General features: G+C 63.1%; 32 protein-coding genes and 1 pseudogene. All 33 read left to right on the forward strand.

Translation table 11 applies throughout. The features are described 5' to 3' along the window. A pseudogene (locus tag FJ417_RS22640) lies at nucleotides 1-84 on the forward strand (elongation factor Tu); the annotation flags it as partial. Between the two features lie 69 nt (nucleotides 85-153). After that, complete coding sequence (gene rpsJ, locus FJ417_RS22645; RefSeq protein ID WP_006205468.1) at nucleotides 154-462, forward strand: 30S ribosomal protein S10; 309 nt, start codon at nucleotides 154-156, stop codon at nucleotides 460-462. Nucleotides 463-570: 108 nt separating this feature from the next. Further along, entirely contained in the window at nucleotides 571-1,290 is a 720-nt protein-coding gene (gene rplC, locus FJ417_RS22650; protein WP_127252190.1) for a 50S ribosomal protein L3, read from the forward strand. Continuing rightward, entirely contained in the window at nucleotides 1,290-1,910 is a 621-nt protein-coding gene (rplD, locus tag FJ417_RS22655; RefSeq protein WP_140784986.1) for a 50S ribosomal protein L4, read from the forward strand. The genes rplC and rplD overlap by 1 nt, the downstream gene beginning before the upstream one ends. Further along, nucleotides 1,907-2,200 (forward strand): 50S ribosomal protein L23, encoded by a 294-nt coding sequence (locus FJ417_RS22660; protein ID WP_040983033.1) that lies wholly within the window; start codon nucleotides 1,907-1,909, stop codon nucleotides 2,198-2,200. Before rplD ends, FJ417_RS22660 begins: the two co-directional genes overlap by 4 nt. Nucleotides 2,201-2,222: 22 nt before the next feature. After that, complete coding sequence (rplB, locus tag FJ417_RS22665) at nucleotides 2,223-3,056, forward strand: 50S ribosomal protein L2 (RefSeq protein WP_140646282.1); 834 nt, start codon at nucleotides 2,223-2,225, stop codon at nucleotides 3,054-3,056. 16 nt (nucleotides 3,057-3,072) lie between these two features. Beyond that, the gene (gene rpsS / locus FJ417_RS22670) at nucleotides 3,073-3,351 is read left to right on the forward strand and encodes a 30S ribosomal protein S19 (protein ID WP_015317982.1); all 279 of its coding nucleotides are present in this window, start codon (nucleotides 3,073-3,075) and stop codon (nucleotides 3,349-3,351) included. 2 nt (nucleotides 3,352-3,353) lie between these two features. Further along, nucleotides 3,354-3,743, forward strand: coding sequence for a 50S ribosomal protein L22 (rplV, locus tag FJ417_RS22675; RefSeq protein WP_006205462.1), 390 nt, complete (start codon nucleotides 3,354-3,356; stop codon nucleotides 3,741-3,743). Further along, complete coding sequence (gene rpsC, locus FJ417_RS22680; protein ID WP_095765512.1) at nucleotides 3,743-4,477, forward strand: 30S ribosomal protein S3; 735 nt, start codon at nucleotides 3,743-3,745, stop codon at nucleotides 4,475-4,477. The genes rplV and rpsC overlap by 1 nt, the downstream gene beginning before the upstream one ends. 27 nt (nucleotides 4,478-4,504) lie before the next feature. After that, complete coding sequence (gene rplP / locus FJ417_RS22685) at nucleotides 4,505-4,918, forward strand: 50S ribosomal protein L16 (RefSeq protein ID WP_027170364.1); 414 nt, start codon at nucleotides 4,505-4,507, stop codon at nucleotides 4,916-4,918. Between the two features lie 12 nt (nucleotides 4,919-4,930). Next, nucleotides 4,931-5,131: a 50S ribosomal protein L29 gene (gene rpmC / locus FJ417_RS22690; protein WP_137934271.1), complete on the forward strand. Its 201-nt coding sequence runs from the start codon at nucleotides 4,931-4,933 to the stop codon at nucleotides 5,129-5,131. Nucleotides 5,132-5,142: 11 nt separating this feature from the next. Then, the gene (gene rpsQ / locus FJ417_RS22695) at nucleotides 5,143-5,382 is read left to right on the forward strand and encodes a 30S ribosomal protein S17 (protein ID WP_023675136.1); all 240 of its coding nucleotides are present in this window, start codon (nucleotides 5,143-5,145) and stop codon (nucleotides 5,380-5,382) included. Between the two features lie 82 nt (nucleotides 5,383-5,464). Then, complete coding sequence (gene rplN / locus FJ417_RS22700) at nucleotides 5,465-5,833, forward strand: 50S ribosomal protein L14 (RefSeq protein ID WP_006205457.1); 369 nt, start codon at nucleotides 5,465-5,467, stop codon at nucleotides 5,831-5,833. Between the two features lie 12 nt (nucleotides 5,834-5,845). Further along, nucleotides 5,846-6,160 (forward strand): 50S ribosomal protein L24, encoded by a 315-nt coding sequence (rplX, locus tag FJ417_RS22705; protein ID WP_095765510.1) that lies wholly within the window; start codon nucleotides 5,846-5,848, stop codon nucleotides 6,158-6,160. Then, complete coding sequence (rplE, locus tag FJ417_RS22710) at nucleotides 6,153-6,731, forward strand: 50S ribosomal protein L5 (protein ID WP_140784987.1); 579 nt, start codon at nucleotides 6,153-6,155, stop codon at nucleotides 6,729-6,731. Before rplX ends, rplE begins: the two co-directional genes overlap by 8 nt. A 26-nt stretch (nucleotides 6,732-6,757) precedes the next feature. Beyond that, complete coding sequence (gene rpsN, locus FJ417_RS22715) at nucleotides 6,758-7,063, forward strand: 30S ribosomal protein S14 (protein WP_140784988.1); 306 nt, start codon at nucleotides 6,758-6,760, stop codon at nucleotides 7,061-7,063. 12 nt (nucleotides 7,064-7,075) lie between these two features. Further along, nucleotides 7,076-7,474: a 30S ribosomal protein S8 gene (gene rpsH, locus FJ417_RS22720; protein WP_042642201.1), complete on the forward strand. Its 399-nt coding sequence runs from the start codon at nucleotides 7,076-7,078 to the stop codon at nucleotides 7,472-7,474. Nucleotides 7,475-7,564: 90 nt separating this feature from the next. After that, complete coding sequence (gene rplF / locus FJ417_RS22725; RefSeq protein WP_140646281.1) at nucleotides 7,565-8,098, forward strand: 50S ribosomal protein L6; 534 nt, start codon at nucleotides 7,565-7,567, stop codon at nucleotides 8,096-8,098. A 138-nt stretch (nucleotides 8,099-8,236) separates the two neighbouring features. Beyond that, complete coding sequence (gene rplR, locus FJ417_RS22730; protein WP_140646280.1) at nucleotides 8,237-8,599, forward strand: 50S ribosomal protein L18; 363 nt, start codon at nucleotides 8,237-8,239, stop codon at nucleotides 8,597-8,599. Nucleotides 8,600-8,747: 148 nt separating this feature from the next. Further along, on the forward strand, nucleotides 8,748-9,311 hold the full coding sequence (gene rpsE, locus FJ417_RS22735) for a 30S ribosomal protein S5 (protein WP_032933400.1): 564 nt from the start codon (nucleotides 8,748-8,750) through the stop codon (nucleotides 9,309-9,311). Nucleotides 9,312-9,336: 25 nt separating this feature from the next. Further along, entirely contained in the window at nucleotides 9,337-9,534 is a 198-nt protein-coding gene (gene rpmD, locus FJ417_RS22740; protein WP_027170355.1) for a 50S ribosomal protein L30, read from the forward strand. 22 nt (nucleotides 9,535-9,556) lie between these two features. Further along, the gene (gene rplO, locus FJ417_RS22745) at nucleotides 9,557-10,030 is read left to right on the forward strand and encodes a 50S ribosomal protein L15 (protein WP_140646279.1); all 474 of its coding nucleotides are present in this window, start codon (nucleotides 9,557-9,559) and stop codon (nucleotides 10,028-10,030) included. 258 nt (nucleotides 10,031-10,288) lie between these two features. Beyond that, nucleotides 10,289-11,629, forward strand: coding sequence for a preprotein translocase subunit SecY (gene secY, locus FJ417_RS22750; RefSeq protein WP_140657159.1), 1,341 nt, complete (start codon nucleotides 10,289-10,291; stop codon nucleotides 11,627-11,629). Next, nucleotides 11,626-12,216, forward strand: a complete 591-nt coding sequence (locus FJ417_RS22755) for an adenylate kinase (RefSeq protein ID WP_140646277.1) — start codon at nucleotides 11,626-11,628, stop codon at nucleotides 12,214-12,216. Before secY ends, FJ417_RS22755 begins: the two co-directional genes overlap by 4 nt. 233 nt (nucleotides 12,217-12,449) lie before the next feature. Further along, nucleotides 12,450-12,818, forward strand: a complete 369-nt coding sequence (gene rpsM / locus FJ417_RS22760; RefSeq protein WP_140646276.1) for a 30S ribosomal protein S13 — start codon at nucleotides 12,450-12,452, stop codon at nucleotides 12,816-12,818. A 141-nt stretch (nucleotides 12,819-12,959) separates the two neighbouring features. Next, nucleotides 12,960-13,349 carry a 30S ribosomal protein S11 gene (gene rpsK, locus FJ417_RS22765; RefSeq protein WP_006205444.1) on the forward strand — a complete coding sequence of 130 codons (390 nt, stop codon included), beginning with the start codon at nucleotides 12,960-12,962 and terminating at the stop codon, nucleotides 13,347-13,349. A gap of 97 nt (nucleotides 13,350-13,446) precedes the next feature. Continuing rightward, nucleotides 13,447-14,457, forward strand: coding sequence for a DNA-directed RNA polymerase subunit alpha (locus FJ417_RS22770; protein ID WP_040983001.1), 1,011 nt, complete (start codon nucleotides 13,447-13,449; stop codon nucleotides 14,455-14,457). A 104-nt stretch (nucleotides 14,458-14,561) separates the two neighbouring features. Beyond that, nucleotides 14,562-14,993, forward strand: coding sequence for a 50S ribosomal protein L17 (rplQ, locus tag FJ417_RS22775; RefSeq protein ID WP_140784989.1), 432 nt, complete (start codon nucleotides 14,562-14,564; stop codon nucleotides 14,991-14,993). Between the two features lie 193 nt (nucleotides 14,994-15,186). Then, nucleotides 15,187-16,674 (forward strand): DegQ family serine endoprotease, encoded by a 1,488-nt coding sequence (locus tag FJ417_RS22780; RefSeq protein ID WP_140784990.1) that lies wholly within the window; start codon nucleotides 15,187-15,189, stop codon nucleotides 16,672-16,674. Nucleotides 16,675-16,721: 47 nt separating this feature from the next. Then, nucleotides 16,722-18,032 (forward strand): replication-associated recombination protein A, encoded by a 1,311-nt coding sequence (locus FJ417_RS22785; RefSeq protein ID WP_140784991.1) that lies wholly within the window; start codon nucleotides 16,722-16,724, stop codon nucleotides 18,030-18,032. A 282-nt stretch (nucleotides 18,033-18,314) separates the two neighbouring features. Next, nucleotides 18,315-19,139, forward strand: coding sequence for an aspartyl/asparaginyl beta-hydroxylase domain-containing protein (locus tag FJ417_RS22790; RefSeq protein ID WP_140708834.1), 825 nt, complete (start codon nucleotides 18,315-18,317; stop codon nucleotides 19,137-19,139). A 151-nt stretch (nucleotides 19,140-19,290) separates the two neighbouring features. Continuing rightward, entirely contained in the window at nucleotides 19,291-20,271 is a 981-nt protein-coding gene (locus tag FJ417_RS22795; RefSeq protein ID WP_140646271.1) for an RluA family pseudouridine synthase, read from the forward strand. A gap of 43 nt (nucleotides 20,272-20,314) precedes the next feature. Then, complete coding sequence (locus FJ417_RS22800) at nucleotides 20,315-21,190, forward strand: DMT family transporter (protein WP_140785033.1); 876 nt, start codon at nucleotides 20,315-20,317, stop codon at nucleotides 21,188-21,190. Nucleotides 21,191-21,275 lie beyond the last annotated feature (85 nt).

Raw genomic sequence — 21,275 nt, forward strand, 5'->3', positions numbered from 1 at the left:
GCCATGGAAGAGAAGCTGCGCTTCGCCATCCGTGAAGGCGGCCGCACCGTCGGTGCCGGCATCGTCGTCACCATCAAAGAGTAATTTGGACTGAAACCGATCTGTCGCGGGCGCGGGAGCTGCCCGCGCCGCGCCAGAACAAGGAATTGACGCATGAACGGACAGAATATCCGCATCCGCCTTAAGGCGTTTGACCACCGGGTGCTCGACGCCTCGACGCGCGAAATCGTGTCGACCGCCAAGCGCACCGGCGCCAACGTCCGCGGCCCCATTCCGCTGCCGACGCGGATCGAGAAATTCACGGTCAACCGGTCGCCCCACGTCGACAAGAAGAGCCGTGAGCAGTTCGAGATGCGCACGCACAAGCGGCTGCTCGACATCGTCGATCCGACCCCGCAGACGGTCGATGCTTTGATGAAGCTCGATCTGGCGGCCGGTGTCGACGTCGAGATCAAGCTCTAAGGGAATGAGAGCGCGGTAAGGGGCGGTGCCCCTGGCCCGGAACTCTAAAGGAACAAGAGGCGTGGAGGGGCGATAGCCCCGACAGGGAACTCTAAAGGAATTGAACCGATGCGTTCAGGTGTGATTGCAAAGAAGGTGGGAATGACCCGCATCTACAACGATGCCGGGGAGCACGTTCCCGTCACCGTTCTCCAGATGGAGAACTGCCAGGTCGTGGCCCAGCGCACGCAGGAGAAGAACGGCTACACCGCCGTCCAGCTCGGCGTTGGCCTTGCCAAGGTGAAGAACACGTCGAAGGCGATGCGCGGCCATTTCGCCGCCGCTTCCGTCGAGCCGAAGGCGAAGGTCGCCGAGTTCCGCGTCTCCGCCGACAACATGATCGACGTCGGCGCCGAGCTGACCGTCGAGCACTTTGTCGCCGGCCAGAAGGTCGACGTCACGGGCACCTCGACCGGCAAGGGCTTCCAGGGCGTGATCAAGCGTCACCACATGGGTGGCGGCCGCGCCACGCACGGTAACTCGGTCTCGCACCGCACGCACGGTTCGACCGGTCAGCGCCAGGACCCCGGCAAGGTGTTCAAGGGCAAGAAGATGGCCGGCCACATGGGCGACACCCGCGTCACCACGCAGAATGTCGAGGTCGTCTCGACCGACGCCGATCGCGGCCTGATCCTGATCCGCGGCGCGGTTCCCGGCGTCAAGGGCGCCTGGATCCTGGTTCGCGACGCCGCCAAGGTTGCGCTGCCGGCCAATGCGCCGAAGCCCGCCGCGATCCGTGCCGCTGCTGCCGCCAAGAACGAAGCCCCGGCCACTGAGGGAGCCGAATAATGGATCTCAAGATCACAACGCTGGGCGGCAAGGACGCCGGCAAGGTGAAACTCTCCGAGGAGATTTTCGGCCTTGATCCGCGCGAGGACATCCTGCAGCGCGTCGTGCGCTGGCAACTCGCCAAGAAGCAGCAGGGCACGCACAAGGCCAAGGGCCGCGCCGAAATCGCGCGCACCGGCGCCAAGATGTACAAGCAGAAGGGTACGGGCCGCGCCCGTCACCACTCGGCTCGCGCTCCGCAGTTCCGCGGCGGCGGCAAGGCGCACGGCCCGGTCGTTCGCAGCCACGAGCACGAGCTGCCGAAGAAGGTCCGTGCGCTTGGCCTCAAGCACGCTCTCTCGGCCAAGGCCAAGAGTTCTTCGCTGATCATCGTAGACGAGCTGAAGCTGACCGAAGCCAAGACCAAGGCGCTGGTGGCGAACCTCGAGACGCTGGGGCTGACCAACGCCCTGGTTATCGGCGGCGCCGAGCTTGACCAGAACTTCAAGCTGGCCGCGACCAACATTCCCAACATCGACGTGCTGCCCATCCAGGGCATCAACGTCTACGACATTCTGCGCCGCGGCACGCTGGTCCTTTCGAAGGCCGCCGTCGAGGCTCTCGAGGAGCGCTTTAAATGACCGACCTCCGTCACTACGACGTGATCGTCTCGCCGGCGATCACCGAAAAGTCGACCATGGCTTCCGAGCAGAACCAGGTCGTCTTCAACGTCGCCAAGAAGGCGTCGAAGCCGGAAATCAAGGCTGCCGTGGAAGCTCTCTTCGGCGTCAAGGTGACGGCTGTGAACACGCTCGTCCGCAAGGGCAAGATCAAGCGCTTCCGCGGCACTGTTGGCCGCCAGGGCGACGTCAAGAAGGCGGTTGTGACGCTGGCCGACGGCCAGTCGATCGACGTCGCGACGGGTCTCTGAGCAAGGCCGCGAGGACAGGACAATGGCACTCAAGAAATTCAACCCGGTAACGCCGAGCACCCGCCAGCTGGTCATCGTCGACCGCTCGGGCCTCTACAAGGGCAAGCCCGTCAAGGGGCTGACCGAAGGCCTGACCAAGTCGGGCGGCCGCAACAATTACGGCCGCATCACGGCCCGCTTCATCGGCGGCGGTCACAAGCGTTCGTACCGCATCATCGACTTCAAGCGTAAGAAGTACGACGTCGTCGGCACGGTCGAGCGTATCGAATACGATCCGAACCGCACCGCCTTCATCGCGCTGATCAAGTATGACGACGGCGAGCTGTCCTACATCCTGGCCCCGCAGCGTCTTGCTGCCGGCGACAAGATCGTGGCCGGCGAAGCGGTCGACGTGAAGCCGGGCAACGCGATGCCTCTGGCCGCGATGCCGGTCGGCACGATCGTCCACAACATCGAGCTGAAGCCGGGCAAGGGCGGCCAGGTCGCCCGTTCGGCTGGCGGTTACGCCCAGCTCGTCGGCCGCGACCAGGGCATGGCGATCCTGCGCCTCAACTCGGGCGAGCAGCGTGTCGTGCACGGCTCCTGCATGGCCACCGTCGGTGCCGTGTCGAACCCCGATCACGGCAACATCAACGACGGCAAGGCCGGTCGCACCGTGTGGCGCGGCAAGCGCCCGCACAATCGCGGCGTGACCATGAACCCGGTTGACCATCCGCATGGCGGCGGCGAAGGCCGCACCTCCGGTGGTCGCCATCCGGTTTCCCCGTGGGGCAAGCCGACCAAGGGCAAGAAGACGCGGTCCAACAAGGCGACCGACAAGTTCATCCTGCGCTCGCGTCATCAGCGCAAGAGCTAAGAAGAGGTAACGCCAAGTGACTCGTTCGATTTGGAAAGGCCCCTTCATCGACGGCTACCTTCTCAAGAAGGTGGACAAGGTTCGTGAAGGTGGTCGCAATGAGGTGATCAAGATGTGGAGCCGTCGCTCCACCATCCTGCCGCAGTTCGTCGGCCTCACCTTCGGTGTCTACAACGGCCAGAAGCACGTTCCCGTCTCGGTGAACGAGGACATGGTCGGCCACAAGTTCGGTGAATTCGCTCCGACCCGGACCTATTACGGTCACGGCGCGGATAAAAAGGCGAAGAGGAAATAATCATGGGCAAGGCCAAAGCTCCGCGCAGGCTTGCTGATAACGAGGCGCGTGCCGTTCTGCGCACGATCCGCATCAGCCCGCAGAAGCTCAACCTGGTTGCCGCGCTGATCCGCGGCAAGAAGGTCGCGACAGCGCTTTCCGACCTCGAATTCTCGGCCAAGCGGATTTCCGGCACGGTCAAGAAGACGCTGGAATCGGCGATCGCCAACGCGGAAAACAACCACGACCTCGACGTCGACGCTCTGATCGTGGCGGAAGCCTATGTCGGCAAGTCGATCGTCATGAAGCGTTTCCACGCTCGTGGCCGCGGCCGCGCCAGCCGTATCGAAAAGCCGTTCTCGCACCTCACGATCGTCGTTCGTGAAGTCGAGGAAAAAGGGGAGGCCGCATAATGGGCCAGAAAGTCAATCCGATCGGGCTGCGTCTCGGCATCAACCGTACCTGGGATTCGCGCTGGTTCGCGAACACCGGCGAATACGGCCAGCTGCTGCACGAGGACCTCAAGATCCGCAAGTATCTCGAGAAGGAACTCAAGCAGGCCGCGATCTCGAAGGTCGTGATCGAGCGTCCGCACAAGAAGTGCCGCGTCACCATCCACGCCGCGCGTCCGGGCCTCATCATCGGCAAGAAGGGCGCCGACATCGAGAAGCTTCGCAAGAAGCTGACCGAGATGACGAAGTCCGAAACGCACCTCAACATCGTCGAAGTGCGCAAGCCGGAAATCGACGCCACGCTGGTCGCCCAGTCGATCGCCCAGCAGCTCGAGCGCCGCATCGCGTTCCGCCGCGCCATGAAGCGTGCCGTTCAGTCGGCCATGCGTCTCGGCGCCGAAGGCATCCGCATCAACTGCTCCGGCCGTCTCGGCGGCGCCGAAATCGCGCGCATGGAGTGGTACCGCGAAGGCCGCGTGCCGCTGCATACGCTGCGCGCCGATGTCGACTACGGCACGGCCGAGGCGAACACGGCCTACGGTATCTGCGGCGTCAAGGTCTGGGTGTTCAAGGGCGAGATCCTCGAGCATGACCCGATGGCCTCCGAGCGCCGTGCAACCGAAGGTGATGCCGCGCATGGCGGCGGCGGTGCTGGCGGTGAGCGTGAACGCGGTCGCCGTCGCGAGAACGCCTGAGACATTTGAGAATTTGGAGTTAGAACGATGCTGCAGCCAAAGCGCACAAAGTTCCGCAAGCAGTTCAAGGGCCGTATCCACGGTACCGCCAAGGGCGGCACCAATCTGGATTTCGGCGGTTTCGGGCTGAAGGCGCTTGAGCCGAACCGCGTCACCGCGCGCGAGATCGAGGCGGCCCGCCGCGCGATCACCCGCGAGATGAAGCGCGCCGGCCGCGTCTGGATCCGGGTGTTCCCGGACCTGCCGGTCACCTCTAAGCCGACCGAAGTCCGCATGGGTAAGGGCAAGGGCGCCGTCGACTACTGGGCGGCGCGCGTCAAGCCTGGCCGTATCATGTTCGAGATCGACGGCGTCAGCGAGGAGACGGCTCGTGAAGCGCTGCGTCTCGGCGCCGCCAAGCTCTCGGTCAAGACGCGCTTCGTGCAGCGCATCGCAGAATAAGGACAGGCGATCATGAAAGCCGAAGACATCCGGACCAAGACCCAGGATCAGCTGACCGACGACCTGGCGGCCCTCAAGAAGGAGCAGTTCAACCTGCGCTTCCAGAAGGCCACCGGCCAGCTCGAGAAGACCGCGCGCGTGAAGCAGGTCCGCAAGGACATCGCGCGCATCAAGACCATCGCCGCGGAAAAATCCGCGGCCAAGAAGGCTTAAGGACGAGAACCATGCCAAAGCGCATCCTGCAGGGCACCGTCGTCAGCGACAAGAACGAGAAGACGGTCGTGGTCAAGGTCGAGCGTCGCTTCACCCATCCGGTGATGAAGAAGACCGTGCGCATGACCAAGAAGTACAAGGCGCACGACGAGAACAACGCCCACAAGGTCGGCGACCAGGTGTTCATCCAGGAATCGAAGCCGATTTCCAAGGACAAGCGCTGGGTTGTCGTCTCTTCGGATCAGGCTTGATCCGGGCGAACGAACCGAATTTTGGACAGACCGGGGAGGGGTGAAGAACCCGTCCCGTTAGAAAAGAAGAAGGCGGCCAGTCATGATTCAGATGCAAACAAACCTCGACGTCGCGGACAATTCCGGCGCCCGTCGTGTCATGTGCATCAAGGTGCTGGGCGGCTCGAAGCGGAAATATGCCTCCGTCGGCGACATCATCGTGGTGTCGATCAAGGAAGCCATTCCGCGCGGCCGCGTTAAGAAGGGCGATGTGATGAAGGCGGTCGTGGTTCGCACGGCCAAGGACATCCGCCGCCCGGACGGCAGCGTGATCCGTTTCGACAAGAACGCGGCCGTTCTCGTCGACAATAAGAAAGAGCCGATCGGCACCCGTATCTTCGGACCGGTTCCGCGCGAATTGCGCGCCAAGAACCACATGAAGATCATCTCGCTCGCGCCTGAAGTGCTGTAAGGAGCCGGACCAATGCAAAAGATCAAAAAAGGCGACAAGGTCGTCGTGCTTGCCGGCAAGGACAAGGGCCGTTCGGGCGAAGTCCTGTCGGTGCAGCCGAAGGAAGACACCGCGGTCGTCCGCGGCGTGAACCTCATTCGCCGTCACCAGAAGCAGACCCAGTCCCAAGAGGCCGGGATCATCACCAAGGAAGCGCCGATCCACCTGTCGAATATCGCGCTGGCCGACCCCAAGGACGGCAAGCCGACCCGCGTCGGCTTCACCATCCAGAAGGATGGCAAGAAGGTGCGCGTCGCCAAGCGTTCGGGAGAAGTCATCAATGGCTAAGGCTGAAACCAAGCAGGCAACTGCCAAGAACGAGCCGCGCCTCAAGAAGGTCTACAACGAGACCATCCGCAAGGCGATGCAGGAGCAGTTCGGCTACAACAACGACATGCAGGTTCCGCGCATCGACAAGATCGTGCTGAACATGGGTGTCGGCGAAGCAACCGCAGACTCCAAGAAGCCCTCGGTCGCGGCCGAGGATCTCGCGCTGATCGCCGGCCAGAAGGCCGTCGTCACCCGCGCCCGCAACTCGATTGCCGGCTTCAAGGTGCGCGAGAACATGCCGATCGGCGCCAAGGTCACGCTGCGCAAGGAACGCATGTACGAGTTCCTGGACCGCCTCGTGAACATCGCGCTGCCGCGCGTTCGCGACTTCCGCGGACTGAACCCGAAGAGCTTTGACGGCCGTGGCAACTATGCCATGGGCATCAAGGAGCACATCGTGTTCCCGGAGATCAACTACGACAAGGTTGATCAGGTCTGGGGCATGGACGTCATCGTTTGTACGACGGCGAAGACGGACGACGAGGCAAGAGCACTGCTCAAGGCCTTCAACTTCCCCTTCCGCCAGTAACGGCAGCGAAAAAGGAAACATCTGAAATGGCAAAGACCAGCTCAGTCGAGAAGAACAACCGGCGCCGCAAGCTCGCCAACCAGTATGCCGCCAAGCGCACGGCGCTCAAGGCCATCATCATGGATCAGTCCAAGCCGATGGAAGAGCGTTTTCGCGCCCAGTTGAAGCTTTCGGCGCTGCCGCGCAACTCGGCCAAGATCCGCATCCGCAACCGCTGCGAAGTGACGGGCCGTCCGCGCGCCTATTATCGCAAGCTGAAGCTTTCGCGTATCGCGCTTCGCGATCTGGGCAATACCGGCCAGATCCCGGGCCTGGTCAAGTCGAGCTGGTAAGGAGACACTGAGATGTCATTGAGCGATCCTCTCGGCGATATGCTGACCCGCATCCGCAACGCCTATGGCCGCAAGAAGTCGAGCGTTTCGACTCCGGCCTCGCGTCTGCGCGCCCGCGTCCTCGAAGTGCTGAAGTCGGAAGGCTATATCCGCGACTACAGCCAGACCGATTTCGAAAACGGCAAGTCCGAAATCGAGATCGAGCTGAAGTATTTCGACGGCGCTCCGGTCGTGCGCGAAATCGAGCGCGTCTCGAAGCCCGGCCGCCGCGTCTATGTCTCGGCCAAGTCGATCCCGCAGGTCGCCAACGGCCTCGGCATCGCCATCCTTTCGACGCCGAAGGGCGTCATGGCCGACCATGAAGCACGCGAGCAGAATGTCGGCGGCGAGATCCTCTGCCAGATCTTCTGATCCGGCGCGAGATTGATGAATGGGCTTCGGTTCTCGGGATCGCGCCCGGGAACTGGAACCTGAAACGAAAGAAGTGACGAGGACAACAAAATGTCTCGTATCGGAAAGAAACCCGTTTTGCTGCCGCAGGGCGTGACCGCGTCCGTCAACGGCCAGACCGTGACGGCGAAGGGCCCCAAGGGCGAGCTGAAGTTCGTGGTGAACGACGAAGTGCTGGTGAAGATGGAGAACAACGAGATCTCCGTCGAGCCGCGCGACCAGACCAAGAACGCCCGCTCCAAGTGGGGTATGTCGCGCACGCAGATCGTAAACATCCTGCAGGGCGTGAGGGACGGCTTCGAAAAGAAGCTCGAGATCACCGGCGTCGGCTATCGCGCGGCGTTGCAGGGCAAGAACCTGCAGCTGGCGCTCGGCTTCAGCCACGACGTGGTTTATCAGACCCCGCAGGGCATCACCATTACGGTGCCGAAGCCGACCGAAATCACCGTCTCGGGCATCGATAAGCAGCAGGTTGGCCAGGTCGCCGCCGAGATCCGCGAATACCGCGGCCCCGAGCCCTACAAGGGCAAGGGCGTGCGCTATGCCAACGAGCGCATCGTGCGCAAGGAAGGCAAGAAGAAGTAATAGGCCTGGCCCCGAAAAGTTGCAGACTTTTCGCAAAGGGCCAAGCCGCAGAAGTGTAACGCCGCGGGGAGCGGCCGCGGGAGGCTTGGCCTACCGCACAGGGTTGCCCCCGTTTTCTGAAGGCAAGGAACTGACATTATGGCAAGTCCCAAAGAAACCATCCAACGCCGCGCGCAGCGCGTGCGCCGCCAGCTGAAGAAGGTCGCCGGCGAACGTCCGCGGCTTTCGGTGCACCGCACCTCGAAGAACATTTACGTCCAGGTCATCGACGACGCCAACGGCCACACGCTGGCCGCCGCGTCGACGCTGGAGAAGGACCTCAAGGGTTCGCTCAAGACCGGCGCCGACACCTCTGCCGCCGCCGCGGTCGGCAAGCTGATCGCCGAGCGTGCCACGAAGGCAGGCGTCAAGGAAGTCGTCTTCGACCGCGGCCCGTACATCTATCATGGCCGCGTCAAGGCGCTGGCCGAGGCTGCCCGCGAAGGCGGTCTCAGCTTCTAATGCATGATCCCGAACCGGGAGGTCCGCGCAGCGAAAAGTTGCAGACTTTTCGGATAAGATCATGCAAAGGAAAAATTCGCCGCTGACGACCCGAAGCGGCGTCGGCAAACAGCAACCCGTGCTTCCGGAAAAGAACAAGGACTAGGATATGGCACAGGAACGTAGAGAAGGCGGCCGCGGCCGCGAGCGCGAAGAGCGTGACGACGGCATGGTGGACAAGCTCGTCCACATCAACCGCGTCGCCAAGGTGGTGAAGGGCGGCCGTCGTTTCGGCTTTGCCGCTCTCGTCGTCGTCGGCGACCAGAAGGGCCGCGTCGGCTTCGGCCACGGCAAGGCGCGCGAAGTGCCGGAAGCGATCCGCAAGGCGACCGAGTCGGCCAAGCGCGACATGATCTTCGTGCCGCTGCGTTCGGGCCGCACGCTGCATCACGACGTCGAGGGCCGTTGGGGCGCTGGGCGCGTTCTGCTGCGCGCCGCCAAGCAGGGTACCGGCATCATCGCCGGCGGCCCGATGCGCGCCGTCTTCGAGACGCTCGGCATGCATGACGTGGTCGCCAAGTCGATGGGTTCGTCGAACCCCTACAACATGGTTCGCGCCACCTTCGACGCGCTGAAGAGCCAGATGCATCCGAAGGATGTGGCTGCCGCGCGCGGCATCAAGTACTCGACCCTTCAGGCCCGCCGCGGCACCGCCGTTGCGGCTGAAGAATAGTCGACGCTGACCAGGGATTTCGACCATGGCCAAGAAAGCTACCAAGACCATCACCGTCGAGCAGATCGGCTCGCCGATTCGCCGGCCGAAGGAGCAGCGCGCGACGCTGGTCGGCCTCGGCCTGAACAAGATGCACAAGCGGCGCACGCTGGAAGATACCCCTTCGGTGCGCGGCATGATCGCCGCCGTCCAGCACCTCGTCCGCGTCGTGGACGAGGCCTGAACGGAAGCGCAGGAGAAGAAACATGAAACTCAACGATCTGCGTGACAAGGACGGCGCCACGCACTCCAGGAAGCGCCTCGGTCGCGGCATCGGCTCCGGCTCGGGCAAGACCGCCGGTCGCGGCGTCAAGGGCCAGAAGGCCCGCTCGGGCGTTGCCATCAACGGCTTCGAGGGCGGCCAGATGCCGCTCTACCGGCGCCTGCCGAAGCGTGGCTTCAACAACATCTTCGCCAAGAGCTTCACCGTTGTGTCGCTGGCTCGTATCCAGGCCGCGATCGATGCCAAGAAGCTCGACGCCAAGGCGACCGTGACGGCCGAGGCCCTGGTTGCCGCCGGCGTCATCCGCCGCGCCAAGGACGGCGTGCGCGTGCTGTCCGACGGCGAACTCAAGGCCAAGCTCTCCTTCGACGTCGCCGGCGCCTCCAAGGCCGCGATCGAGAAGATCGAGAAGGCCGGCGGTTCGGTGAAGCTGCCGGAAGCGGCCGCCGCCGAGTAACGGCGATTTGAAGCGCGGCCGACCGGGATGATTTCGCATTTTCCGTCGAACCGTGCTTTGACCGGATGAAATGGGCGGCCGCGTCAACGCGGCCGCTTGCATGTTTACGGTCCGGAGCTTATCTCGTGAGCTTCGGTGACACGCGCCGCCTGAGCTGCGGGCATCGAGCGTGACATGGAAATCAAAAGAAGTAGAGCATGATATCGTCCGAAAACCGCTCCACACTTTTCGGCATCATGGTCTAGCGGAGAATCAGGCATGGCCTCGGCTGCTGAACAACTAGCCTCCAATCTGAATTTCGCGGCCTTCGCCAAGGCCGAGGACCTCAAGAAGCGCATCTGGTTCACCATCGGCGCGCTGCTCGTCTACCGCCTCGGCACCTATATCCCGCTTCCCGGCATCAATCCCGACGCTTTCGCCCAAGCCTTCTCCTCGCAGAGCAAGGGCGTGCTCGGCATGTTCAACATGTTCGCCGGCGGCGCCGTGCAGCGCATGGCGATCTTCGCGCTGGGCATCATGCCCTATATCTCCGCCTCCATCATCATGCAGCTGATGACCTCGGTCATCCCTTCGCTGGAAACGCTGAAGAAGGAAGGCGAGCAGGGTCGCAAGATCATCAACCAGTACACGCGCTACGGCACCGTGCTCCTGGCGCTGATCCAGGCCTACGGCATTTCGATCGGCCTCGAGGGCGGCAACGGCATCGTCAACGATCCCGGCATGTTCTTCCGCATCTCGACCGTCGTCACGCTGGTCGGCGGCACCATGTTCCTGATGTGGCTCGGCGAGCAGATCACCGCGCGCGGCATCGGCAACGGCATTTCGCTGATCATCTTCTCCGGCATCGTCGCCGGCCTGCCCCGCGCGATCTCCGGCACGCTGGAGCTCGGCCGCACCGGCGCGCTGTCGACGGGCCTCATCCTCGCGATCATCGTGCTGGCCATCATCGTCATCGCGCTCATCGTCTTCTTCGAGCGCGCGCAGCGCCGCCTGCTCATCCAGTATCCGAAGCGCCAGGTCGGCAACCGCATGTTCCAGGGCGATACCTCGCATCTGCCGCTGAAGCTCAACACCTCTGGCGTCATCCCGCCGATCTTCGCGTCCTCGCTGCTGCTTCTGCCGGCGACGGTCGCGGGCTTCTCGCAGACGACGAACCTTCCGGCCTGGGCCAGCACGATCCTCGCTTCGCTCGGCCACGGCCAGCCGCTCTACATGGTCTTCTATGCGGGCATGATCGTCTTCTTCGCCTTCTTCTACACGGCGATCGTCTTCAACCCGAAGGACACGGCCGACCAGCTCAAGAAGCACTCCGGCTTCATCCCGGGCTATCGTCCGGGCGAGCGCACCGCCGACTATATCGACTATGTTCTGACGCGCATAACCGTCATCGGCGCCATTTACCTGGTGCTGGTCTGTCTGCTGCCGGAGTTCCTGATTTCGGCGACTGGCGTACCTTTCTACCTCGGTGGCACATCGCTTCTGATCGTGGTCAGTGTCACGCTCGACACGGTGGCGCAGATTCAGGGTCACCTGATCGCGCACCAGTATGAGGGCCTGATCAAGAAGTCGAAGTTGCGCGGGGGGAAGAGGAGCAGATGAGGCTGATATTGCTTGGGCCGCCAGGAGCGGGCAAGGGGACGCAAGCACAAAGACTGGTAGAAAAACACGGCATCCCTCAGCTCTCGACGGGTGACATGCTGCGTGCCGCCGTCCAGGCCGGAACCGAGGTCGGCAAGCGTGCCAAGGCGGTGATGGATGCCGGTGAGCTGGTCTCGGATGCGATCGTCAACGCCATCGTCGCCGAACGCATCGATCAGCCGGATTGCGCCAAGGGTTTCATCCTCGACGGTTACCCGCGCACGCTGGTCCAGGCAGACGCGGTCGAGGCGATGCTCGCCGAGCGCGGCATAGCGCTCGACACCGTCATCGAGCTCGTCGTCGACGACAAGGCGCTCGTAGGCCGAATCGTCAAACGCGCCGACGATGCCAAGGCCGCCGGCCAGCCAGTGCGCAAGGACGACAACCCGGCGGTGTTCGAAGAACGCCTGCGCGAATACTACAAGAAGACGGCGCCGCTGATCGGCTACTACTACGCCAAAGGCAAGCTCAAGACCGTCGACGGCATGGCCAGTATCGATGCGGTGACCGCCGAGATCGGCAAGGTCCTCGCGGCGGCGGCGAAGTAGGCCGGGCCGACAATTGAAGATTGCGCTTGGCGACAATTGAAGATTGCGCTTGACTGGAATAGGCCGCTGGGGTATGGCGGCCCGTCTTCCTATCAGGCATGGACTTTGCTTGCCCTTGCGGGCAAGGCGGTCGCTTTGAACCAGGAAACTCCCGCAAGGGCCGGCCTCCACCGGACGCGGGGCAACTTCGACAGCGCCGGGCATGCCCGGCCCACATGGAGAAAGAGAAGAAAATGGCTCGTATAGCCGGCGTCAACATTCCGACCAACAAGCGCGTCGTTATCGCGCTTCAGTACATTCACGGCATCGGCAAGAAGTTTGCCCAGGAGATCGTCGACAAGGTCGGCATCCCGGCGGACCGCCGTGTCAACCAACTGACCGACGCGGAAGTGTTGCAGATCCGCGAGGCGATCGACCGCGATTACCAGGTCGAAGGCGACCTGCGCCGCGAAGTCTCGATGAACATCAAGCGGCTCATGGACCTCGGCTGCTACCGCGGCCTGCGTCACCGCCGCTCGCTGCCGGTCCGCGGCCAGCGCACGCATACCAATGCGCGCACCCGCAAGGGTCCGGCCAAGGCGATCGCCGGCAAGAAGAAGTAATTTAGGGGAGTAAGGGAGTAGGGCAGTAAGGCAATAGGGATTGTGTTTTCCCTACTCCCTTACTGCCTTACTCCCCTACTGCCTTCCCAAGGTGGAGCCGCTGGCATTACGGCGGTGTAGAGATCAACTGAAAGGACTACCATGGCCAAGGAAGCCGCTCGTGTTCGCCGTCGCGAACGCAAGAACATTTCGTCGGGCGTTGCCCACGTCAATTCGACCTTCAACAACACCATGATCACCATCACCGACGCGCAGGGCAATTCGATTGCCTGGTCGTCGGCTGGCGCGCAAGGCTTCAAGGGTTCGCGCAAGTCGACCCCGTTCGCCGCCCAGATGGCTGCCGAGGACGTCGCCAAGAAGGCCCAGGAACACGGCATGCGCATGCTCGAGGTCGAGGTCTGCGGACCCGGCTCCGGCCGTGAATCGGCGCTCCGCGCGCTGCAGGCGGCGGGCTTCACCATCACCTCGATCCGTGACGTGACGCCGATCCCGCACAATGGCTGCCGTCCGCGCAAGAAGCGCCGCGTCTGATTTTTAAGCGCCGCGCGAACGCCACGGCGTTCCTCCGCGGTTTTCCGTGTCGCCCGCCACGATTGGATGGTGGCGGGGCAAAGGAAGGAAGACATTTATGATCCAGAAAAACTGGCAGGAACTGATCAAGCCGAACAAGATCGAGTTCTCGTCGAAGAAGAAGACGCTGACCACGCTGGTGGCCGAGCCGCTCGAGCGCGGCTTTGGCTTGACGCTGGGCAACGCGCTGCGGCGCGTGCTTCTGTCTTCGCTGCGCGGTGCGGCCGTCACCGCGGTGCAGATCGACGGCGTGCTGCATGAATTCTCGTCCATCGCCGGCGTGCGCGAGGACGTGACCGACATCGTGCTCAACATCAAGGAAATCGCCATCCGCATGGAAGGCGATGGTCCCAAGCGCATGGTCGTTCGCAAGCAAGGCCCGGGCGCCGTGCTCGCCGGCGACATCCAGACCGTGGGTGACGTCGAGATCCTCAACCCCGACCACGTCATCTGCACGCTGGACGAGGGCGCCGAGATCCGCATGGAGTTCACCGTCGACACCGGCAAGGGCTATGTGCCGGCAGAGCGCAACCGCGCCGAGGATGCGCCGATCGGCCTGATCCCGGTCGACAGCCTCTACTCGCCGGTCAAGAAGGTCTCCTACAAGGTCGAGAACACCCGCGAGGGCCAGGTGCTCGACTACGACAAGCTGACCATGACCATCGAGACCAACGGCTCGATCTCGGGCGAGGACGCGGTGGCTTTCGCCGCCCGCATCCTGCAGGACCAGCTTGCGCTCTTCGTCAACTTCGACGAGCCGCAGAAGGAAGTCGCCGCCGAAGCCGTCACCGAGCTCGCCTTCAACCCGGCGCTGCTCAAGAAGGTCGACGAGCTCGAGCTTTCGGTGCGTTCGGCCAACTGCCTGAAGAACGACAACATCGTCTATATCGGCGACCTGATCCAGAAGACCGAAGCCGAGATGCTGCGCACCCCGAACTTCGGCCGCAAGTCGCTGAACGAGATCAAGGAAGTGCTGGCGGCAATGGGCCTCCATCTCGGCATGGAAGTGCCGGACTGGCCGCCGGAAAACATCGAAGACCTCGCCAAGCGTTACGAAGACCAATATTGAGCATGAATTCCAAGGATCGGCGGCGAGAGCCGCTCGATCCGACGGTCATGCGGAAAACCATCAGAGGCCGTGGCCTCTTGAACAACTGAAGAAGGAAAAGAGCCATGCGCCACGGTTTCAAAGGCCGTCGCTTCGCCCGCAGCGTAAGCCACCGCAAGTCAATGTTCGCCAACCTCGCCGTGTCTCTGATCGAGCACGAGCAGATCCTCACCACCCTGCCGAAGGCGAAGGACCTGCGTCCGATCGTCGAGAAGCTCGTCACGCTCGGCAAGCGCGGCGACCTGCACGCCCGTCGTCAGGTCATCGCCCAGATCGGCAATGAAGGCGTCGTCAAGCGCCTGTTCGAAACCCTCGCCCCGCGCTACGCCACCCGCAACGGCGGCTATCTGCGCATCATGAAGGCGGGCTTCCGCAAGGGCGACAACGCCGCGATGGCGGTCATCGAATTCGTCGACCGCGACACCTCGGCCAAGGGCGCCGCCGACCGCGCCCGCCTCGAGGCCGAGGGCGTCAACGAGGAAGCCGCGGCCGCCTGAGGTCAAGCGTTTTCGTCAATGACTTCAAGGGGCCTGCGGGCCCCTTTTTGCATTTGCCGGAGGGGCGGCAGGCGTGCAGATTTTTCGCCCTTGCGCGAACGCTTTTCCGCGACAAGTGTCGCATTTGTGTGCATTAGCCTTTCATTCTGCACAATCGTCGGGACAATGGCGCCCTATCCGGAGGGATTCGAGAATGCATCTCAAACGACTGTTTCTTGTTGCCGCGCTGGCGGTCTTCGCCGCGGCACCGGCCGCAAGACAGGCTTTTGCCGAGGATGCCGCCAAGCCGGCCGATCCGGGCCTCTCCGATGTGCTGACCGATCTCCTGCATGGCGTCGAGGGCGAGAACGGCACGTCCGGCCCCGACAAGCGCGTGCCGTTCGGCCGCGAGGAGGTGCAGCTCTCCTTCGCGCCGCTGGTCAAGCAGACGGCGCCGGCCGTGGTGAATGTCTATGCCTCGCAGACCGCAAAGGTGACGTCGCCTTTCGAGGGCGATCCCTTCTTCGAGGAGTTCTTCGGCCGTGCCCAGCCGCGCGCGCAGTCCTCGCTGGGCTCCGGCGTGCTGGTCGATCCGAGCGGCGTCATCGTCACCAACTTCCACGTCATCAAGGACGCCGACGAGGTGAAGGTCGCGACCGCCGACGGACGCGAGTTCACCTCCAAGGTCATGCTCAAGGACGAGACGCTCGATCTCGCCGTGCTCAAGATCTCGGCCGACAAGCCGTTCCCGGTGATTGCCATCGGCGATTCCGACGCGCTCGAGGTCGGCGACTTGGTGCTCGCCATCGGCAACCCGTTCGGCGTCGGCCAAACCACCACCAGCGGCATCGTCTCGGCGCTTGCCCGCAGCCATATCGGCGTCTCCGATTCGGGCTATTTCATCCAGACCGATGCGGCCATCAATCCCGGCAATTCGGGCGGCGCGCTGATCAACATGGGCGGCCAGCTGGTCGGCATCAACACCGCGATCTACAGCCGCAGCGGCGGCTCGATCGGCATCGGCTTCGCCATTCCCTCGAACATGGTGCGCGCCTTTGCCGACGCCGCCAAGGCCGGGCTTGACTTCTTCGAGCGCCCCTATATCGGCGCCGAGTTCGAAATGGTGACGCCGCAGATCGCCGAATCTCTCGGCATGGAGAAGCCGGCCGGCGCCCTGGTGTCGTCCGTGGACGCGACCGGGCCCGCGGGCAAGGCCGGCTTGAAGCCTGGCGACGTCATCCTGTCGCTCAACAACACGCCGGTTGAAAGCATCGAGGCGCTCGACTACCGCATGGCGACGCTGTCGATCGGCACCAAGGCGACGTTTGCCGTGCTGAGCAAAGGGCAGCAGGCGACGTTGGAGATTCCGCTGGAGCGCGCGCCGGAAGGCGCCAAGCCCAGCGAAGTCACCTTGCGCGGCCGCAGTCCCTTTTCCGGCGCCAAGGTCACGGAGCTGTCGCCCCGGCTTGCCCAGCGCCTTGGCCTTCGCACGGATATCAAGGGCGTCACCGTCATCGATATCAGCCGCGATTCGCCGGCCGCCGATTTCGGCTTCCAGCCCGGCGATATCGTGCGCGAGGTCAACGGCACCACCATCGACACTGCGGCGACGCTGGCGCAGGTTGCTCAGCAGGACACGCGCTGGTGGCGCTTTACCGTCGAGCGCGGCGGGCAGATACTGCGCCAGGTGTTGCGCTACTGAGGCGGTCTTCCCATCTTTGAAGATCGCTTTTCAACCAAAAGACTTGCATGGCCGATCTGTTCAGTTCCGATGAACCGGAGAAAGTGGCGCCCGGGCGACCGCTTGCCGACCGATTGCGCCCCAAAAACCTCGGCGAGGTCGTGGGCCAGGAGCATCTGACGGGTCCCGACGGCGCCCTGACCAGGTTGATCGATTCCGGTTCGCTCGGCTCGATGATCTTCTGGGGGCCGCCCGGCACCGGCAAGACGACGGTGGCGCGGCTGCTCGCCGGTGAGACCAATCTTGCCTTCGAGCAGATTTCGGCTGTGTTTTCTGGTGTCGCGGACCTCAAGAAAGTCTTCGAGGCGGCGAAGCTCAGGCGCTCCAACGGGCGCCAGACGCTGCTCTTCGTCGACGAGATCCATCGCTTCAACCGCGCCCAGCAGGACGGTTTTTTGCCGGTGATGGAAGACGGCACCGTGGTGCTGGTCGGCGCCACGACAGAGAACCCGTCCTTTGAGTTGAATGCAGCACTTCTGTCGCGAGCGCGTGTGTTGGTGTTCCGTTCGCTGGGCGAGGAAAGCATCGCCAAGCTTCTGGCCCGGGCGGAAGAAACCGAGGGCAGGGCGCTGCCGCTCGACGAAGAAGCGCGCGCGATGCTGATCCGCATGGCGGATGGCGACGGCCGCGCCTCGCTGACGCTGGCCGAGGAAGTCTGGCGCGCCGCCAAGAAAGGCGAGGTGTTCGGCCCGGAGGGCCTGCAGCGCGTCATCCAGCGCCGCGCCCCGATCTACGACAAAGGCCAGGACGGCCATTACAATCTGATCTCGGCGCTGCATAAATCGGTGCGCGGCTCCGATCCGGATGCCGCGCTCTACTATCTTGCCCGCATGTTCGATGCCGGCGAGGATCCGCTCTATCTCGGCCGCCGGCTCGTGCGCATGGCGGTGGAGGATATCGGGCTTGCCGATCCGCAGGCGCTTGTCGTCGCCAATGCGGCCAAGGATGCCTATGACTATCTCGGTTCGCCCGAGGGCGAACTCGCCTTCGCCCAAGCCGCTGTCTATCTGGCCACAGCGCCGAAATCGAACGCTGTCTACACCGCCTTCAAGGCTGCGACCGCGGCCGCCAAGGAGTTCGGCTCGCTGCTGCCGCCCAAACACATCCTCAATGCGCCGACCAAGCTGATGAAGCAGGAGGATTACGGCGCCGGCTATCGCTACGACCATGACGAGCCGGACGCATTTTCAGGCCAGGACTATTTTCCGGAGAAGATGGGCCGGCGCACTTTCTACGATCCGCCGGAGCGCGGTTTCGAGCGCGATATCCGCAAGCGGTTGGAATACTGGGCAAAGCTTCGCGGCGAACGGAGCAGCTGAGTTGCGCGGCCCGGCGGTCGGCACGCTTCGTCGCGAAAGCGTCGTCGGCTTCGAATTCCTGGCCGGCGATCCGATCCCTAGGGAAAGATGGGACGAGCTTGGTTTGCCGGCCGTGCATTGTTGAAGTGGAGTAACATACTCCAAATATTCATCCGGGGCCGACCACCGGGACCGTGCGCGGCATTGTGCCGGGAAACAAAAAATCTTATCAAGACGCACGGCGGGCGGGGGTCGCCGTGATTTTGGCAAACGGAACAGGATCGCGCTCCCGCGCGAATGACAATGACAAAGAAAACCGTCAAGACGCTCCGCAAGGCTGCGATTGCAGTCGTGGTTCTCGCGCTCGCCGTCTACTTCATCCCGATCCTGACCGCCATCTGGGTCGTTTTCGGCCTGATCGACGTCATGCGCAACGACCAGAAGAACCGGAATCTGTTCGAGCGCTATTTCCTCGGCAATGGCCTTTTCACCTGGCTGCTGTCGCCGTTCAACCTGATCGTCGACCTTCTCTGCTACCGCAACCCCGGCGTCTGGAAGCCCGAGCAGTTCCCCGAGGACTATCAGCGCGAGATCAACGAGGTGCTGGGCGTCTTCAACGCCCGCAAGGACGAGATCATCGCCGATATCGACGCCAATTTCGGCACCGGCCGGCGCGGCATGTATGTCTACCAGTGGTACGGCAAGCACAAGATCGACAACGTTCCCGAATTCAACAAGGATTACAAATACATCAAGACGATCGCAGTATCCGTTTTCAGCAAGCGCGAATCCACGTCCTGGCATTTCGGACCGCTGCGGCTCAGCCTGCGCATCCTCTACAACCTGATCCCGGTGAAGGCGGAGATCTTCGTCCAGTGCGGCAGCAAGAAGAACTACTGGTACGACAACCCGCTGTTCATTTTCGACGACACGCTCTTCCACCGCTCGGTCAACGAATATGACGGCCGCCGCTATTGCGTCTTCGTCGACATCATCCGTCCGTCTCCGTTCCCGAGGCTGATCGCTGGCCTTCTCTCGATCGTCTCGGTCAGCGTGGAGCGCATCAATTCCGTCTTCTACAAGAACTGGAAGATGATCGGCTCGTCCAAGCCGAAGGCGGCAAACTGACTACGGCCCCGCTTCAATCCAAGGTCGGCCAGCGTGCGGCCGAACCTCGGATGGCTGCGATTGGGGCAATCGTCGCGCTTTGTTGGGTCTTTGGCTCGCACAATGCCTGCCTTAGTGCTATGGCGCCGCTTTCAAACGGAAAAGCGTATCCATGGCGGGTGTTGAACAGATCACGATTGAGGCCGGCGAGGCGGGCATGCGGCTCGACCGCTGGTTCAAGGTCCATTATCCGGGCCTCGGCTTCGGCCATCTGCAGAAATTGCTTCGGTCCGGCCAGATCCGCGTCGATGGCGGCCGGGTGAAGGCCGACACGCGTGTCGAGCCCGGCCAGTCTGTCCGCGTTCCGCCGCTCGACGTCGATAAGAAGGGCGACGCGCCGCTTACCGGTCACTCGATCCGCAACCAGGGCGATGCCGACGTGCTCGCCAAGATGCTCTTGCATGAGGACCCGAAGGTTTTCGTCTTCAACAAGCCAGCGGGGCTCGCCGTGCAGGGCGGCTCCGGCGTCACCCGCAATGTCGACGACATGCTCGAGGCCTGGCGCAATCAGAAGGGCGAGAAGCCGCGCCTCGTCCACCGCCTCGACCGTGACACGTCCGGCGTGCTGGTGGTTGCCCGCACCCGTCTTGCGGCGATGAAGCTGTCGGAAGCGTTCCGGGCGCGAGAGACCAAGAAAACCTACTGGGCGCTGGTCAAGGGCGTGCCGCCCAAGCGCGAGGACAAGATCTCGACGTGGCTGATCAAGGAGCCGACGGAGGATGGCGACCGCGTGCGCGTGGCCGCGCATGGAGAGAAGGGCGCCGACCACGCCGTCTCCTACTACCGCGTCATCGAGCAGGCGGCGCAGACGATGACCTGGCTGGAGATGGAGCCCTATACCGGCCGCACCCACCAGCTTCGCGTTCACGCCGCCTATATAGGTTGTCCGATCATCGGCGACCCAAAATATTTCGAAGCAGATACCAACTGGGATTTCCCGGGCGGCATTCAAAACCGCCTGCACCTGCATGCGCGCCGCATTATCATCCCGCATCCGGACCAGGGCGTCATCGACGTCACGGCGCCGATGCCGCCGCATATGCGCCAGAGCTGGAACCTGATCGGCTTCGACGACCAGAGCGCGGAGGACTGACTTGGCTGTCGCCCCCGCATTGGATCGTCGCGATGCAGTCGACATGGCCGCGGCTGTCATTATGGTCGGACTGACCTTTTCCTGGGGCCTGAACTACGTCGCCGCCAAGGTCTCATACGCCGGCTACGACCCTGTCTTCGTCTCGGTCGCACGATCGCTCATTGGGGGAGCCTGCGTGCTTGGCTGGTGCCGGCTGCGCGGCATCAAGCTGTTCGAAGCGGATGGGACTTTGCCCGCCGGCATCGTCGTCGGCGTGCTCTTCGGCGTCGAGTTCCTGTGCCTCTATATCGGGCTCGAATACACCACCGTTGCCCGCAACACGCTCCTGGTCAACACCATGCCGTTCTGGGTCCTGATCGGCGGCCATTTCCTGCTCGGCGAGCGCATCAACCCGCGCAAGCTCGGCGGGCTTGTTCTGGCCTTCTGCGGCCTGGCGGCGGTTTTCTCCGACGGCATCACTGCCGGCAGCGACGCGACACTGGCGGGTGACCTGCTCAGTCTCGGCTCGGGCATTCTCTGGGCGGCGACCAGCATCTTCATAAAGCGGTCGAAACTGGTGGAAACCAACGCCGAAAAGCTTCTGCTTTACCAGCTGGCGGGTGCGACTGTCGTCGGACTGCTGGTGATGCCTTTCGCCGGCCCGCCGATCCGTGCGGTTGCCGCCTTGCCGACATTGGCGCTGCTCTTCCAGTCTTTCTATATCGTCGCCTTCACCTATGTGTTGTGGTTCTGGCTGCTCACGCGTTATCCGGCCGCCGGTCTGTCGAGCTTCGCCTTCCTGTCGCCGGTGTTCGGCGTCCTGTGCGGTGCGGTGTTGTTGGGCGAGCTGCCGACGACCAGGATTTTCCTGGCGCTCGGCCTGATCGCCGCCGGTCTGATCATCGTCAATCGCCCGGCGCGCAGGCAGCCCGCACCATAGATCAGCTCGCCGAACGGCAAGCTGCTCCATCTCTTTGTTTTGACGCAATTCCGGACGGAACCGCTTCACACTTTTCCCGGAATTG

Origin of the sequence: Mesorhizobium sp. B3-1-7, from assembly GCF_006439385.1 — a bacterium.
GTDB lineage: Bacteria > Pseudomonadota > Alphaproteobacteria > Rhizobiales > Rhizobiaceae > Mesorhizobium.